Origin of the sequence: Streptomyces sp. NPDC096176 (assembly GCF_044763255.1) — a bacterium.
Lineage (GTDB): Bacteria > Actinomycetota > Actinomycetes > Streptomycetales > Streptomycetaceae > Streptomyces.
The window spans coordinates 185,100-200,157 of record NZ_JBIWFV010000011.1 but is presented as its reverse complement, the minus strand read 5'-3'; the positions used below and the strand labels follow the sequence as shown (position 1 = coordinate 200,157).

Here is a 15,058-nt window from a genome sequence, read left to right as displayed (position 1 = left end):
CGTCCGCCAGACGGGACGCGTCGTAAGAGGGAACCCGGTGGGAATCCGGGACTGCCCCGCAGCGGTGAGCGGGAACGACCGCCGTCATACGCACTGGGTCCGACGTACGGGACCTGGGAAGCGACGGCCAGTAGGTGTCCTCCGACACGGAGGGCGTGCCCGCGAGTCCGAAGACCTGCCACCTGCCCGCGCGCGGACCAATCCGCGCGCGGAGATCCCGGTGACCTCGAGGGCGGGTCGGCGTACGTATCAGGCGGACAACCGCGCTTCGCCGCGCGAGGTCGGATCCGTCCGGTTCGTCACCCCTTCGCGCTCTCGTCCCGTCCCCGGGATTTCAGGGATTCATCTCGCGAAGGAGATCTCCGTGACAGCGAAGTCCACAGCCGCGGCAGCACGGGCCACCGTGTACGGCTACCCCCGCCAGGGACAGAACCGGGAACTGAAGAAGGCGATCGAGGGCTACTGGAAGGGCCGCGTCACCGCCGACGCCCTGCGCGCCACCGCCGCCGAGCTCCGTCGCACGAACTGGCAGCAGCTGGCCGCAGCCGGTATCGACGACATCCCGACCGGTGACTTCTCGTACTACGACCATCTCCTGGACACCACCGTCATGGTGGGCGCGATCCCCGAGCGACACCGTGCCGCCGTCGAGGCGGACGCGCTGGACGGCTACTTCGCGATGGCGCGCGGTACGCAGGACGTGGCGCCGCTGGAGATGACCAAGTGGTTCGACACGAACTACCACTACCTGGTGCCGGAGCTGGCCCCGGACACCGTCTTCACGGCCGACTCCGGCAAGCAGGTCGCCGAGCTGAAGGAGGCCCTCGCCCAGGGTCACACCGCCCGGCCCGTGCTGGTCGGGCCCGTCACGTACCTCCTGCTCGCCAAGCCCGCCCCGGGCGTGCCCGCGGACTTCGAGCCGCTCACTCTCCTGGACCGCCTGCTGCCGGTGTACGCCGAGGTGGTCGCCGATCTGCGCGCGGCCGGCGCCGAGTGGGTGCAGCTGGACGAGCCGGCGTTCGTGCAGGACCGCACGCCGGCGGAACTGAACGCCCTCGCACGCGCCTATCGCGAGCTCGGCGCCCTCACCGACCGGCCCAAGCTCCTCGTCGCCTCGTACTTCGACCGGCTCGGCGACGCGCTTCCCGTCCTGGCCAAGGCCCCGGTCGACGGGATTGCCCTGGACTTCACCGAGGCCGCCGCCGCGAACCTCGACGCGCTCGCCGCAGTGGGCGGGCTGCCCGGCAAGCGCCTGGTCGCAGGCGTGGTCAACGGCCGCAACGTCTGGGTCAACGACCTGGAGAAGTCGCTCGCCACGCTCGGCATCCTGCTGGGCCTCGCCGACCGCGTCGACGTGTCCGCCTCCTGCTCCCTCCTCCACGTGCCGATCGACACGGCCCTGGAGCGAGACATCGAGCCGCAGATCCTGCGCTGGCTGGCCTTCGCCCGGCAGAAGACCGCCGAGGTCGTCACGCTCGCCAAGGGCCTCGCCCGGGGCACGGACACGATCGCCGCCGAACTCGCCGCCAACCGCGCCGAACTCGCCTCCCGCGCCGCCTCGCCGATCACCCGCGACCCTGCCGTCCGGTCTCGTGCCGAGGCCGTGACGGACGCCGACGCGCGCCGCTCCCAGCCGTACGCCGAGCGGGCCGCCGCCCAGCGCGACCACCTCGGGCTGCCCCTGCTGCCGACCACGACCATCGGCTCCTTCCCGCAGACCGGCGAACTGCGCACCGCCCGCGCCGACCTGCGCGCGGGCCGCATCGACACGGCCGCCTACGAGGAGCGCATCAAGGCCGAGATCCAGGAGGTGATCGTCTTCCAGGAGAAGACCGGCCTGGACGTCCTGGTGCACGGTGAGCCCGAACGCAACGACATGGTCCAGTACTTCGCCGAGCAGCTCACCGGTTACCTGGCCACCCAGCACGGCTGGGTCCAGTCCTACGGCACCCGCTACGTCCGACCGCCGATCCTGGCCGGCGACATCTCCCGGCCCGAGGCGATGACGGTGCGCTGGACGACGTACGCCCAGTCCCTCACGGAGAAGCCGGTCAAGGGCATGCTCACCGGCCCGGTCACCATGCTCGCCTGGTCCTTCGTCCGCGACGACCAGCCGCTCGGCGAAACGGCGCGTCAGGTCGCGCTCGCCCTGCGCGACGAGGTGAACGACCTCGAGGCCATCGGCACATCCGTCATCCAGGTGGACGAACCCGCCCTGCGCGAGACCCTGCCGCTGCGCTCCGCCGACCACCCTGCCTACCTGGCCTGGGCGACCGAAGCGTTCCGGCTCAGCACGAGCGGAGTGCGCCCGGACACGCAGATCCACACCCACATGTGCTACGCCGAGTTCGGCGACATCGTCCGGGCCATCGACGACCTGGACGCCGACGTCATCAGCCTGGAGGCCGCCCGCTCGCACATGCAGGTCGCCCGAGAACTCGCCGCCCACGGCTATCCCCGCGAGGCGGGCCCGGGGGTGTACGACATCCACTCCCCGCGCGTCCCGAGCACCGAGGAAGCCGCCGCGCTGCTGCGCACCGGCTTGAAGGCCATCCCGGCGGAGCGGCTGTGGGTCAACCCCGACTGCGGTCTCAAGACCCGTGGCTGGCCCGAGACCCGCGCCTCCCTGGAGAACCTGGTCGCCGCCGCCCGCACGGTCCGCGGCGAGCTGTCCGCTTCCTGACCGCAGGTTCCGGTGGGCCGGGACGTCTTGGACGTCCCGGCCCACCGGCCGCCGCATCGTCGTCTTCCTCGGCCCGCGCCATCCCGACCGCGGCATCGCCCCGCTGCCTCTGTGAGCCGTGGCGCTCGCCGGTGCTCAGGAAGCCGTGCGGCGGCGCGGCGGGGTGAAGGTGTACAGGTCGAGGATCTCCGGACGGGGCGCGACGCCGGGGCCGCCCGCCCGCACCCAGGCGGCGATGTCCTCTGTCGCGTCCGGGTCGTTGACCAGGCCCAGCCACACCGGCCGGGCTCCGGCCGCCCGCCCGGCGGACGAGGGCCGCACAACGATCACGCCTGCCTGCTCGCACACGTCCAGGCAGGCGGACACACGTACGGGAGCCTCGGCACGCAGGCGCGCGGTCTGTGCGGCGTGGTCGACGCCGGTCACCTTCGAGGTGCCGCAGCAGCAGTCCCGGCACACGACGACCCGGCAGGGCACACCGCCGACCGGTCGCGCCGGCACCTCGACGGCGTACGCCTCACCGCCCATTGTCTCGGACACGCCGAAACACCCCTCTCTTCCGGGGAAATCCGCTCCGGTGTCCTTCGAGGAGGCGACGACGTGAGTCTCCTGGCTCTCGGCTCGCAGCTCGTCCCGGCCTTCCCGCCCTCCGCGGGGCAGTGGCCCGTTCGGGATCCGCTCACCGATCACAGTGGCGGGACCGCGCCGGATTCGCACCGGCTTCCTCGGACCGTCGTCGCCCTGTCGCCGGTCATCATCCCATCAGCCAACTGCCCGGATCATTCGGGCTCATGAGCGTGCGGGCTCGTCGCGGGCGGCTCGGCCGGGCGTTCCCGGCCGCCGTCATGGCCGGATGTCATCACGATGAGGAGCCCCACCACGACGGCCCCGGCGACCACCCGGCCGGCGGCCCGCACCACCCAGCCCGGCAACGACGCGCCCTCGCGCCGCCTGGGTGCGCCCAGCCGCTCGGCCCGCCGTGCGGGACGCAGCAGGCGCAGCAAGAGCAACGCGGCGACCGGGAGTTGCAGCAGCCACAGCACGGTGCGCGGCCACTCGCCGTACAAGACGTTGGTGCCGTACAGCAGGGTGTGCCACACACAGCACATAGACGACGATGACGAAGCGGTGCAACCGGCGCCACGTGTTCGCTCCGATGCGGTGCCGGACGTAGAACAGCAGGCCGAGCGGAACGGCCAGATAGAGGGCGCCCTGGCCGAGGAGGATGGCGATCCGGCCGGTGCCGGAGTCGTACCAGCCGGGCACGAACGTGTCCGCGAAGCCCACCCACAGCCGTTCCGCCCACGCCAACTCGACCTCGTAGCAGACGAATTCGGCGGCGAACATGCGGCGTGCGCGGACCTCAGGCCGCGTCCTGTGGCTGAACGCACAGAGGTGGGTCTGGCGGAGCGACGGCCCCCTCTGCCATGCTTCCGTCCGACAAGCGACGGCGGAACGAGGAAGCCGGTGAGATTCCGGCACGGTACCGCCACTGTGTAGGGGGAGCGACTCCACCCGAGGCCACCGCCCCGTCCGGGGTGGGAAGGCCGGAGAAGCCGTGATCCCGAGTCAGGAGACTCACGCCGTCGCACCTCGATGTACGGGGCGGATTTCCCCAGGAGAGGCGGTGGCACGCGTGTGCCTGCTCAGGTGTGGTGGCAGCCTCGTGCTGCCCATGGCCCGTCGGAGTCTGTCCGTACCGCTTGACGCGTCAGCCCCCTACCCCTGGTTCTGACGGCCTCCGCCCTCAGCGGGTTCCCTCCCTTACGCCGCATCGCGCGCCGCGCGCTGCCGGTGCGCCCTGCCACGCACGCCACCTGGAGTCATCTGTGTCCGTACGGTCCCCCATGCCCGGCCGTCGTCAGGCCGCCGCCGCGGCTGTCCTCGCCGCCGCCCTCACCTCCACCGCGTGCGGCGGCGACTCCGGCCGGCCCGCCGATGCCAAGGCGACGGCCGCGGGACAGGGCTGCGTCAAGAACTTCGACCCGGCCGAGGACTACTTCCCGGTCAAGTCGGAGGTGAAGCACGCCAAGAACTTCACGCTCCGCTACGAGAAGAGCTACCAGGTCCTCACCGTCAAGGAGCCCTACCCGAAGGGGAAGCCCGAGTCGTACGTCCTGGTCAAGTGCGGCGCGCCGAAGCCGAAGCTGACGGGTGAACTGGCGTCGGCCCAGCAGGTCACCGTCCCCGTCAAGAGCCTGTACTCGGCCTCCACCACCCACGTGCCGCTGCTCACCGAGACCGGCACCCTGGACGTGCTGACGGGAGTCGCGAGCACCGCGAACATCTCCTCCGCAGAGGTGATCGCGCGGGTGAAGGCGGGGAAAGTCACCGAGTACGCCAAGGACCAGACCCTCAACGCCGAGACGGTCATCGGTGCCAAGCCGGACGTGCTGATGACCCAGGGCACCGACGACCCGCAGTACCCGAAGCTGCGCCAGGCGGGCGTCGCGGTGGTCGCCAACGCCGAGTGGCTGGAGCCTAGTCCGCTCGGCCGCGCCGAGTGGGTGAAGGCGATGGCCGCGCTCACCGGGGCGGAGAAGCGCGCCGGCGAGTTGTTCGGCACCATCGAGGCCGACTACCGGAAGGTCGCCGAGAAGGGCGCGCGAGTGGTCGAGGCGGCCAAGCCCGTCGAGATCCTGCCCGGCACGATGTACCAGGGCACCTGGTACATGCCCGCCGGGGGCAGCTACGCGGCCCGGCTGATCAAGGACGCGGGCGGCACCTACCCGTGGGCCGGCGATGCGGGTACCGGCAACCTCCAGCTGAACTTCGAAGCCGTGTACGCCAAGGGCGGCGAGGCCCCGGTCTGGATCGCCGACCAGCAGTGGAAGTCCACCGCCGACGCGGTGAAGGCCGACAGCCGGTACGGGGAGCTGAAGGCCGTCACCTCCGGCGCGGTCTGGACGAACCAGAAGGCGCTCGGCCCCGGCGGCGGCAACGACTACTTCGAACGGGGTGTGCTGCGCCCGGACCTGGTCCTCGCCGACCTGTTCGCGCTGATGCACCCGGAGCAGGCGAAGGGCCACAACTTCACCTTCTACCAGCCGGTGCCCAAGGCGTGACGGACCAGCAGGTGACCGCCGAGCCGACCGCGCCGAGAACGGTGCGGCGCCTCGCCGTCGTCCTCACTCTCACGGCCGGTACCGCCGCGCTGTTCGTCCTCACCATCGCGACCGGCTCCCACCGGGTGCCGGTCGCGGAGGTGGTGCGGGTCCTTCTCGGCGGCGGAGCCGAGGACCCGCGCTGGTCCGTGATCGTCGAGCAGGTACGGCTGCCGCGCGCGCTGACCGCCACCGTCGTCGGCGCCGCCCTCGCGGTGGCGGGCGTGCAGATGCAGACGCTGTTCCGCAACGCGCTGGCCGACCCGTTCTCCCTGGGCGTGAGTTCGGGCGCCAGCATGGGTGTCGCCGCCGTGGTCGTCGGCAGTGGCGGGGTCGCCGGGAGCTTCACCGGAGACCTGGCCGGGCTGGGACGGGTGGGCGTCGTGCTGGCCGCCTCGATGGGCGCCGCCGCCGTGCTGGCCCTCGTCCTGCTCCTGTCGCGATGGGTCCGGTCGGCCGTCACCCTGCTCGTCATCGGCGTCATGATCGGCTCGGCGGCCACCGCGGTGGTCGGCGCGATGCTCGTCTACGCCCGGCCCGAACGGGCCCAGCAGTTCGTGATGTGGGGCCTGGGCAGCTTCAGCGCCACGACCTGGCCCGACCTCCAGGTGATGCTGCCCGTCATCGGCCTCGGCCTGCTCACCGCGCTGCTGACCGCCAAGCGCCTCAACGCCCTGCTGCTCGGCGAGGACTACGCCCGCACCATGGGCCTGAACGTGCGGCGCTGCCGCGATCTTGCCCTGTTCGGCACCTCGCTCCTGGCCGGCGCGGCCACCGCGTTCTGCGGCCCGGTCGCCTTCCTGGGCCTGGCGGTGCCGCATCTGACACGGGTGGCCCTCGGGACCTCGGACCACCGGGCGCTGATCCCCGCGTCCATGCTCGCCGGGGCGTTCCTGGCGCTGGCGTGCGCGCTGCTGAGCCAGCCGCCCGGCACCGACTCCGTGCTGCCGCTGAACGCCATCACCTCGCTGTTCGGCGCCCCCGTCGTCATCGCGTTCCTGATCCGCAGCCGTCGCGGCGTACAAGGAGTGGCCTCGTGACCGACACGATGACCGAACCCGCCACGGACACCACCGACGGACCGGACCGCCCCGGCGGCCTGGAAACCCAGGGGCTCGCCGTCGGCTACCGCACCCGGTCGTCGCACCGGCGCGGAGCGGCACATGCCGTGCTGTCGGGGCTCGACCTCCAGGCGCGGGCCGGCGAGCTGACCGTCCTGCTCGGACCCAACGGCGCGGGCAAGTCCACGCTCCTGCGCACCCTGTGCGGGCTCCTGCCACCCCTCGGGGGCCGAATCCGCATCGGGGGTGCCGACCTCGCGCAGACCTCGCCGGCCGCGCTCGCCCGCCGGCTGGCGGTCGTGCTCACCGACCGGGTGGACGCCGGGCTGCTGTCCGTACGGGAACTGGCCGGGCTGGGCCGTCACCCGCACACCGGGTTCACCGGCCGCCTGACGGCCGCGGACCACGCGGCCGTCGAGTGGTCGCTGAAGGCGGTGGGCGCGAGGCATCTGGCGGACCGGCCGGCCGCCGAGCTCTCGGACGGCGAGCGCCAGCGCGTCCTGACCGCCCGCGCCCTCGCCCAGGAGCCCGAGGTCGTTCTCCTGGACGAGCCGACCGCGTTCCTCGACGTCCCCTCACGGGTGGCGCTCACCGTGCTGCTGCGCGACCTGGCCCGGGACAAGGGCCTGACCGTCGTGGTCAGCACCCACGACCTGGAACTGGCCCTGCGGGTGGCCGACGCGGTCTGGCTCGTCGACCGCGCCTCCCACGTCCACGCCGGGGCGCCCGAGGACCTGATCCGCAGCGGCACGGTCGCCGCAGCCTTCGACGCCGACCATCTCGCCTTCGACCCGATCACCGGCACCTTCGGACTGCGCCGCACCGCGCGCGCCGCGGTGGCGGTGGACGCGCCGGCCGATGTGCTCCCCCTCGTCGAACGCGCCCTCGCCCGCGAGGGGCTGGCCGTCGCGGCCTCGGACGACCCGACCGCCGACGGGAGTGTGCGCTGGGATGGGGTGGGCAGCCTCACCCTCACCGGACCGGACGGGCCAATTGTCCAGGCACACGGCTTCCACGAGCTGACACGGACGGTACGCACATGGTGACCGCCGCCCTCACCCCCGACACCCTGGCACGGATCTCCACGATCGGCCCCTACTTCACGGTGGCCACCGGTCCCCGCCCCGAAGCGGAGGGCTTCCGGCCGATGACCGACCTGTACGAAGACCCGGACACGCTGGAGGAGTGCGTAGGAGCCGTCTCCGGGCGGCTGGGCACCGATCAGCCCAGAGTGGCGGCCTCCACCCTGCACCTGGGCACCGCCTCCCGGCTCTGGTCGGTCTCCCTGGCCTGCGCCGCGTTCACCGGCCGCATCCCCGACCTGGGGCCCGGCCGGCTGTGGTGGCGCCTGCCGGCCTCCGGCCCCCTCGATCTGTGGCTCCCCGACCCGCGGGAGCTGGAGCAGAACCCATACCCGGCCCTGCACCACACTGTCATCGTCGAGAATCTGACCCCTTGGGCCGACGCCGTACGTCGCGTGTCCGGCGTGTCCCCGCACACCCTGTACGGCAACGCCGCCTCGGCGCTGATCGGAGCCCACCGCGTCCTGCTCGCCCGGCGGCCGGACACCCCACTCCCCGTCGTCCCGCTCGTCCGCGCGCTGCTGGACCGGCCACCGCTGGCAGGAACCGGCACGTACCGCGCCGACCCCGCCGGGCCGCTCACCTTCCGACGCCGCAACTGCTGCCTGTACTACCGCGTGCCCGGCGCGGGCACCTGCGGCGACTGCGTCCTCAACACCAAGGAGAAGACCACATGACCACCACCGAACCGGCCGTCGTCGAAACTCCCGGCGGCGGCACCCAGCACGTCTGGCCCCTCCCGGTCGACGAGGCCACGCTCCTCGACCTGATCACCACCGTCTTCACCGACCACTGGCAGCACATCCACTTCGGGCCGATCATCGAAGGCGCCGCCTGGGAGGTCGGCGCCCCCAGCGCCCCGACCGCCATCACCATGAATGACGGCTACGCCACCATCGACTTCGGTGCCTGGCACTTCCACCTGTGCATCGGCGAACACACCGCCTCCGGCCCCGAACTCGGCCGCATCCGCCGCTGTTCCCGCGCCGAGCTGTACCGCAGCCTCGGCTCCGACGGCGCGCCCGTCAGCTGGGGGATCCGCCTGTTCAACGGACACGACGAGCAGATGATGACCGTCCTGCTGCCCAACCCGTTCCTCACCGACCGCCAGGAGATCCTCGACACCCCCGACTTCACCCGCCTCGCCGCGTGGGACGCCCTCCGCGACCGCTTCCTCGGACTCGCCCCCGATCCCCTGGACCGCACGGGCAGCGGCTTCCGGCACGGCGGCTGACAGCCCTTCCGCCCCTGGCGGCCGGGCAACCGTCACGCGCCCACATGGCGCACGCCGGAAACAGCGTCATACGAGCGTCACGACGGTCCGCCGCCCGTCCTCGCCCAGTGCCGCGTTGTGTCCGTCAGGGAAGCCACCGCGAACAGACGGCGCCTGCGCATCACGCGGGCCATCGGTCTGCGGGCAACCGTTCATCACCGGCGTGGCCCATGCCACCGAAGCAACCTTCACGCGGACCTGTGCACCTGGCTCGCGACGGGCGCCCGAGCCGTGTCATGCCGCGGTATCAGGCTTCGGTGGCGGCTTGTAGGGAGCGGGTGAGGCTCTGGTGGGCACGTGCGAGGACGACGGCGGTGATGACGAGGATGACGTCGAGGAGGGCGAGGGAGGCGAGTGGGGGCAGCCAGACTGCCGCGGTGCCGGCCATGATGCAGACGGCGCAGGCGATGATGCGTTCGGTCCAGGCGCCGTGGGCGGTGGTGCGGAAGAACCAGCCGGTGGCGGCGAGGTAGAGCGCGGGGCCGCCGAAGAGGAGGAGGGCGAGTGTGACGGAGCCGTGGCCGAGGGGGTGGGCGATGACGAGTTCGCTGCCGACCGCGAGGGCGACCAGGGCGGCCAGGACGGCGTAGGCGCTGTTCACGCCCAGGCGGACTGAGCGTACGGGGTCGGTGGTGGTTTCGACGGCCGTGCGGAAGACGTCCTCGCCGCCGCCGAAGTAGACCGCCCACAGGCACACCAGGGCCGCGAAGACACCGGCGGTCGCGAACACGGTGGGGGCGTCGAGGGGGGCGTCGCTCATCACGCGTCCGGCGGTCAGGACGGTCTCGCCGAGGAGGACGATGAAGAACAGCCGGAGGCGTTCGATCATGTGCTCGGCATCGAAGGCCAGTTCCTGGCCGCTGAGCGCGCGGCCGGGCAGGGGATGGGCGAGCCAGGTTCCGGTGAGGTCGACCAGGGCGGCGGCGGCCCACCACCACAGGCGGGCCTCGGAGCCCACCGCGGCGCCCACGATCCACAACGGGGCGGATGCCGCGATCCAGACCAAAGTGCGGCGGAAGTGTTCGCGCAGTGCGTCGGTACGGCCGGCGAGAGCGGTCACCGCGCTCGCGAGGAACAGGATGAGCAGCAGCGGGATGACGAAGAGCCAGGCGCGGTCGTCGAACGCGCGGGGGATCGCCGAGTTCATGAACAGGCCGAGGCCCATGACGATGACGACCATCCACCGCGTGACAGTGCGGTGGACGTCGAGCAGCGTTGCCTGGTAGCTGGTGTAGGCCCAGGTGCCGAACACGGCGACGAGCAGCACCGCGGTCTCTCCAGCTCCGCGCCAGTCCTGGTGCTCGAGCAGGTGGTGGGAGAGCTGCGAGACGGCGAAGACGAAGACGAGGTCGTAGAACAGCTCCAGGGGGGACACCGGCCGGCGCAGCCTGAGTGACTCGGGCACGCTGCGCCTCAACGTGCCGCCCGAGGCCGATCTGACGTGATCACCACAAGATCATCGCAACTGTGGAGAAGTCCTCACCGAGGCCTCATCTTCATGTGGGCAACCGTGTTCATGATCACGCCCAGTCCCTGATTTCGCCCGTAGTCGGTGTACAGCCCGGCCCTAGATTCCCTCTTGATCTTGCCGATCGGCAGGATCGGAAGGGATGACACATCCGTGTCCAGATACACAGCCGGGCGTTCCCGCCCGCGACGACGCAGAGGGCGCATCGCTCTGGCGTCAGCCTTGGTGCTGGCGGCAGAAGTCGTCTTCATATCCGGCCAGACGGCCGTCGCAGCACCGGACGGGCCGGCCACCGCAGCCGCGACGTCCGCCAAGTCCCCTACGAAGAAGGGGAACGGGGGGCCGGACCCGGCCCTGGCGGCCGAGCATCCGAAGGGCTCGAAGGCCTGGGCTGTCATCCAGGCGAAGAAGACCGGCAGGAAGGTCGTCGCCTCCGACGAGACGACGGCCACCTCCTACACCGTGGCCAATCCCGACGGCACCCTCACCACCGAGCTGACCTCCGGCCCCGAGCGGGTCTGGCGGGCCGGCGAGTGGCGCAAGGTCGACGTCACCCTGACCAGGGCAGCCGACGGAACCGTGAAGGCGAAAGAGCACCCCCACGGGCTGCGGATGGCGGGCAAGGGCGGCACCGCGTCGCGCTCCCTGGCCGCCGCCAAGGACGCGGCCCCGCGCGATCTCGTCACCCTCGGCACCGGAGACCAGGCGGTGACGCTGCAGTGGAAGGGCGGTCTTCCCGCTCCGGAGCTGAACGGCAGCACCGCCCGCTACCGGGAGGCCGTGCCCGGCGCCGACGTCATCGTCGAGGCCACGCGGACCGGTTTCGAACAGTTCGTGGAGATCGACGAGAAGCCCTCCGGTGCGTATTCCTACACGCTGCCGGTCAAGGCCAAGGGGCTGAAGGCCAAGGCGAACAAGGACGGGTCGGTGACGTTCACCGACGCCGAGACCGGTGAGCAGCGCGCGACGATGCCCGCCCCGGTCATGTGGGACGCCTCTGTGGACAAGCGGTCCGGCGAGCACACCCGCCGTGCCCGCGTCGACATGAAGGTCGTGAACAAGGGCACCGGCCGTATCGACCTGGTCGTCACGCCGAGTGCGGACTTCCTCGCCGACCCCGAAACGCAGTACCCGGTCACGGTCGACCCCTCGACCTCCGCCCTGTCATCCACGTTCGACACCTACGTGCAGCGCGGCGAGACGGTCGACTGGTCCGCCGACACCGAGCTCGACTTCGGCAATCCGGGCACCACCAACGCGGACGGTACGACCCGTGTGGCCCGGTCCTTCATCCACTGGAACACCACGCCCATCCAGGACGCGTTGATCATCGACACGAACCTGGCGCTGTGGAACTTCCACTCCGGCAACACCGACTGCACCACCCAGTCGTGGTCCGTCTGGGACACCACCCAGGCATCCACCGCGTCACGGTGGACCAGCCAGCCCACGTGGAACAAGCAGTACCACTCCTCCGACGAGACCCGCGGCAACCCCAGTTGCACCGCCACCCAGCCCGACGGGTGGATCAACGCCGATGTCGACACCCTCGTCCAGACGTGGGCCTCGGCGAAGGCGACCCGCGGCTACATGGGCCTGCGCGCGGCCACCGACGACACCAGCGCCTGGAAACGCGTCAACTCCGGCAACGCCACGGCGAACCAGCCGAAGCTGACCGTGAACTACAACTACCGTCCCTCCGACGGCACGGCGCAGCAGGCCGGTCCGCCGTTCGAGATGTACAACGGTGTGTGGGCCGTCAACACCCTCACGCCGACGCTCAGGGACAAGTTCGCGGACGCGGACGGCGACACGGTCAGCGGCAGCTTCCAGGTCTACGACGCGGATACCAACACGCCGATCACCACGCCCGCCGGAGACGGTGTGCTGGTCTCCGGCTTCGTCACGCCCGGCGAGTGGGCGTCCGTACAGGTCCCGGACGGGCAGCTCGTCGACGGCAAGATGTACAAGTTCCGCACCAATGCCTACGACGGCACCCACTACAACCTGGGCTGGTCCCCGTGGCGTTCGTTCGTCGTGGAGACCGCCGCCGCCGGTGTCCCCAGCAGTCTTCAGCCCGGCGACACCTACACGATCAGCGATCCCGCGCTGATCGCCGACCCCGCCCAGGTCGAACAAGTCCTCAACAGGGACGGCAATCTGGAAGCGCTCGGCATCAAACCCCGCACCGGCCCGTCCGCCGAGCAGCCTGCCGGGTCGACGGCGGCGTCCGGCACGACAACGGCGCCGACCGTCGGGACCATGGCTGCCTGGGAGCGCACGTACACCGTTCCCAGCCAGCGATTCAACCGCGGCCGCAAGCCCGAGAACAACGGCCAGGATCCATACGAATACATCGCCGACGTCGACGAGTGCCACAACGCCGACGACTCCGACAACGCGGCCGGGTGGATCAAGAACCGGTTCTCCTACTGTCAGGAGACCTTGACGGTCATGCCGGCGATCAGGTGTGGCCTGTGGCCCCCTGGCTGTTATCTGCACGGCACCTTCATCTCGACCAACACCCTTATCGGTCGAGGCCAGATCGGCGGCTTGGACGGCAGCCCGCTGACCCGGTTCGCCGAATTCGACTTCAACGTGGATGTCTTCATATCCAGCGGCGACTTCAACAAGGTCGGCGCGAAGTTGGAGGCGAAGCTGGAGTGCGAGGGAAGCTGGGACATCGGTGTTCCGGGCGCCCCCTCGGCCGAGGACGCATGCCAGCCCGGTCTCTACACGGGCCGCAGTGATTCACCCAGCCAGTGGAAGTACAACGGCGACACCAAGTTCGACCTGTGGTCGCTGGCACCGAGGCTGCCCGATGTCGCCCATGGCGATCAGATCGCCACGGGCCTGTTCACGCCGGTCCTCGAGTTCACGGTCCCCGGCTACTCCCAGCTCATCCCCTCCGAGGGCGAGCAGGGGGAGATCCGCTTCGACAGCGCCGCCTACAACGTACGGGCCAAGGCGGGTTCCGTTTTCCCCGATGCCACACCAGCGCTGCGCTACGACCGGAGCGACACGTCCGACGCCGGCGCTCCCGTGGAGCCGTACATCGGAGTTGCCGCGGTCGCGGACCACATCGGCGACGCTCTCGACGACCCGGGCAGCACCTACCCGACGAAGAGCGACAAGAAGCTGCCCGGCGGGAGTGCCGTGAACCCGTTGCACCGCCTCGTGCCGGGCTTCGGACCGTCCGAGCAGGCACGCTACGACGCCAACCGCTCCGTCGTCTCCTCCACCTGCAACAACGCCGCCGTGCCGGGTAAACCCACGGCCGGAGAGCAGCGCGACTGCGACGAATTCCCCTTCGCCTCCAGTTATCAGGGGGCAGCGCGCTACCAGTACGAGGGCGAGCCGTACCGCAACGACTTCTCCGTCCGCTACATCGACTCGAACGAGAATCAGGAAGCCGGGCGGCGTCTCGGCGCCTGGTACGACAATGACCGAATCCTGAGTCATGACCCGTTCATCATCGTCATCGGCGACTGACCGGGGACATTCCGTCTGAGTCGGCCATACCGCGGGACCGGTCCACAGGACCGGTCCCGCACCCGTTTCACTCTGTCCCGCCACCGGCGGCCGTGCGCCAGATCTGAACCAGACAGTATTGATCTGCGCCGTTCATTTTCTCTTCGTGGCCCGGTGGCATGGGCAGTGGTTCCCGGGGGCCCGCCAACGGAGAAGTGAAAGGTCCGCCTTCACGATTGAATGTCCAATGCCATCGCATCCGGTACAGGCCGGAAGAGGGCAGGGTCAAGGGAACTTCCTGCTGCCCCCCGTCGATGGTCTCCAGCGCGAGGTCACCTCCGGGCAGCTGAACCTCCACTTCCTCCGCACCGGACCACGGAGCGTCGTCTGCCGGAGGGACCGCCGACCAGCTCTCCAACCGCACCGACGCCCGAATCACCTGGGGCGGCACTTGCAGATAAACCATGCCGGGGGCGGAAAGAAGCCATTTCGTTCGATCCGCTTGCGGTGAATAGGTGTCGACGCTCGTGTCAACCAGCCCAAAGATGCGATAGCTAGGAGAAACCAGAGTCTCGAAAACATCCAGCAGCCTGCTCAAGGGTCACCTCGTACATCATCGATCGAGTCGCGATCAGCATTATGCCCGTGAATTCAATACTCCCGACCGGCAGCCAACCATGAAAAGGCCCAGCCGCGCTGCTACTGGTCACAGGGGAGCTCACGACCGCCGCCCGTGCTCGCGTGGTCAGACCTTCTCGGCCACCACGCGAGGGTGTGGTGCGGTGAGCATCCGGATGTCCTCCATGTCGGAGGTCAGGATCGTCACCCGGCCCCGGTGAGCGAGGGCCGTGGTCGGCGGCCCGAGCAAGTCTCACGAAACACCAGGTCAAAGCCCATCTCATGGATCGCTGCCCTG

The 15,058-nt window shown here is 70.4% G+C and carries 11 protein-coding genes and 3 riboswitches; of the genes, 7 read left to right on the top strand and 4 right to left on the bottom strand.

The features are described 5' to 3' along the window. Positions 1-23: 23 nt before the first annotated feature. A riboswitch (cobalamin riboswitch) is annotated at positions 24-177 on the top strand. A gap of 187 nt (positions 178-364) precedes the next feature. Next, the gene (metE, locus tag ACIQ7Q_RS27560) at positions 365-2,683 is read left to right on the top strand and encodes a 5-methyltetrahydropteroyltriglutamate--homocysteine S-methyltransferase (protein ID WP_403867590.1); all 2,319 of its coding nucleotides are present in this window, start codon (positions 365-367) and stop codon (positions 2,681-2,683) included. Positions 2,684-2,818: 135 nt separating this feature from the next. Here metE and ACIQ7Q_RS27555 read toward each other — a convergent pair whose 3' ends face one another. Both ACIQ7Q_RS27555 and ACIQ7Q_RS27550 read right to left on the bottom strand, forming a co-directional pair. Continuing rightward, entirely contained in the window at positions 2,819-3,211 is a 393-nt protein-coding gene (locus ACIQ7Q_RS27555) for a (2Fe-2S) ferredoxin domain-containing protein (protein ID WP_403867749.1), read from the bottom strand. Positions 3,212-3,285: 74 nt separating this feature from the next. Then, positions 3,286-3,410: riboswitch (cobalamin riboswitch) on the bottom strand. Between the two features lie 52 nt (positions 3,411-3,462). After that, positions 3,463-3,783, bottom strand: a complete 321-nt coding sequence (locus tag ACIQ7Q_RS27550; RefSeq protein ID WP_403867587.1) for a hypothetical protein — start codon at positions 3,781-3,783, stop codon at positions 3,463-3,465. Positions 3,784-4,099: 316 nt separating this feature from the next. Continuing rightward, a riboswitch (cobalamin riboswitch) is annotated at positions 4,100-4,284 on the top strand. 228 nt (positions 4,285-4,512) lie between these two features. On the opposite strand from ACIQ7Q_RS27550, the gene ACIQ7Q_RS27545 reads away from it, so the two are divergent. Genes ACIQ7Q_RS27545 through ACIQ7Q_RS27525 form a run of 5 tightly spaced genes read left to right on the top strand, consistent with a single transcriptional unit; the run spans position 4,513 to position 9,164 of the window. Continuing rightward, positions 4,513-5,748: an ABC transporter substrate-binding protein gene (locus ACIQ7Q_RS27545; RefSeq protein ID WP_403867584.1), complete on the top strand. Its 1,236-nt coding sequence runs from the start codon at positions 4,513-4,515 to the stop codon at positions 5,746-5,748. Then, the gene (locus ACIQ7Q_RS27540; protein WP_403867580.1) at positions 5,745-6,827 is read left to right on the top strand and encodes a FecCD family ABC transporter permease; all 1,083 of its coding nucleotides are present in this window, start codon (positions 5,745-5,747) and stop codon (positions 6,825-6,827) included. Before ACIQ7Q_RS27545 ends, ACIQ7Q_RS27540 begins: the two co-directional genes overlap by 4 nt. After that, complete coding sequence (locus ACIQ7Q_RS27535; protein WP_403867577.1) at positions 6,824-7,894, top strand: ABC transporter ATP-binding protein; 1,071 nt, start codon at positions 6,824-6,826, stop codon at positions 7,892-7,894. The genes ACIQ7Q_RS27540 and ACIQ7Q_RS27535 overlap by 4 nt, the downstream gene beginning before the upstream one ends. Further along, entirely contained in the window at positions 7,888-8,607 is a 720-nt protein-coding gene (locus tag ACIQ7Q_RS27530; RefSeq protein ID WP_403867574.1) for a (2Fe-2S)-binding protein, read from the top strand. The genes ACIQ7Q_RS27535 and ACIQ7Q_RS27530 overlap by 7 nt, the downstream gene beginning before the upstream one ends. Beyond that, positions 8,604-9,164, top strand: coding sequence for a hypothetical protein (locus tag ACIQ7Q_RS27525; RefSeq protein ID WP_403867571.1), 561 nt, complete (start codon positions 8,604-8,606; stop codon positions 9,162-9,164). Before ACIQ7Q_RS27530 ends, ACIQ7Q_RS27525 begins: the two co-directional genes overlap by 4 nt. A gap of 286 nt (positions 9,165-9,450) precedes the next feature. Here the strand turns inward: ACIQ7Q_RS27525 and ACIQ7Q_RS27520 are convergent, their stop codons facing one another. Beyond that, a complete protein-coding gene (locus ACIQ7Q_RS27520; RefSeq protein ID WP_403867568.1) occupies positions 9,451-10,608 on the bottom strand; it encodes a low temperature requirement protein A in 1,158 nt (385 codons plus the stop codon). Between the two features lie 288 nt (positions 10,609-10,896). Between ACIQ7Q_RS27520 and ACIQ7Q_RS27515 the strand changes: the two genes are divergently transcribed. Next, complete coding sequence (locus ACIQ7Q_RS27515) at positions 10,897-14,163, top strand: DNRLRE domain-containing protein (protein WP_403867565.1); 3,267 nt, start codon at positions 10,897-10,899, stop codon at positions 14,161-14,163. Positions 14,164-14,230: 67 nt separating this feature from the next. On the opposite strand, the gene ACIQ7Q_RS27510 is transcribed toward ACIQ7Q_RS27515, so the two are convergent. Beyond that, complete coding sequence (locus ACIQ7Q_RS27510) at positions 14,231-14,740, bottom strand: hypothetical protein (protein WP_403867562.1); 510 nt, start codon at positions 14,738-14,740, stop codon at positions 14,231-14,233. Between the last annotated feature and the right edge of the window lie 318 nt (positions 14,741-15,058).

Coding starts and splice junctions, on each gene's coding strand:
- ACIQ7Q_RS27530 (WP_403867574.1), top strand. CDS start 7,888: ATGGTGACCGCCGCCCTCACCCCCGACACCCTGGCACGGATCTCCACG.
- ACIQ7Q_RS27525 (WP_403867571.1), top strand. CDS start 8,604: ATGACCACCACCGAACCGGCCGTCGTCGAAACTCCCGGCGGCGGCACC.
- ACIQ7Q_RS27555 (WP_403867749.1), bottom strand. CDS start 3,211: ATGGGCGGTGAGGCGTACGCCGTCGAGGTGCCGGCGCGACCGGTCGGC.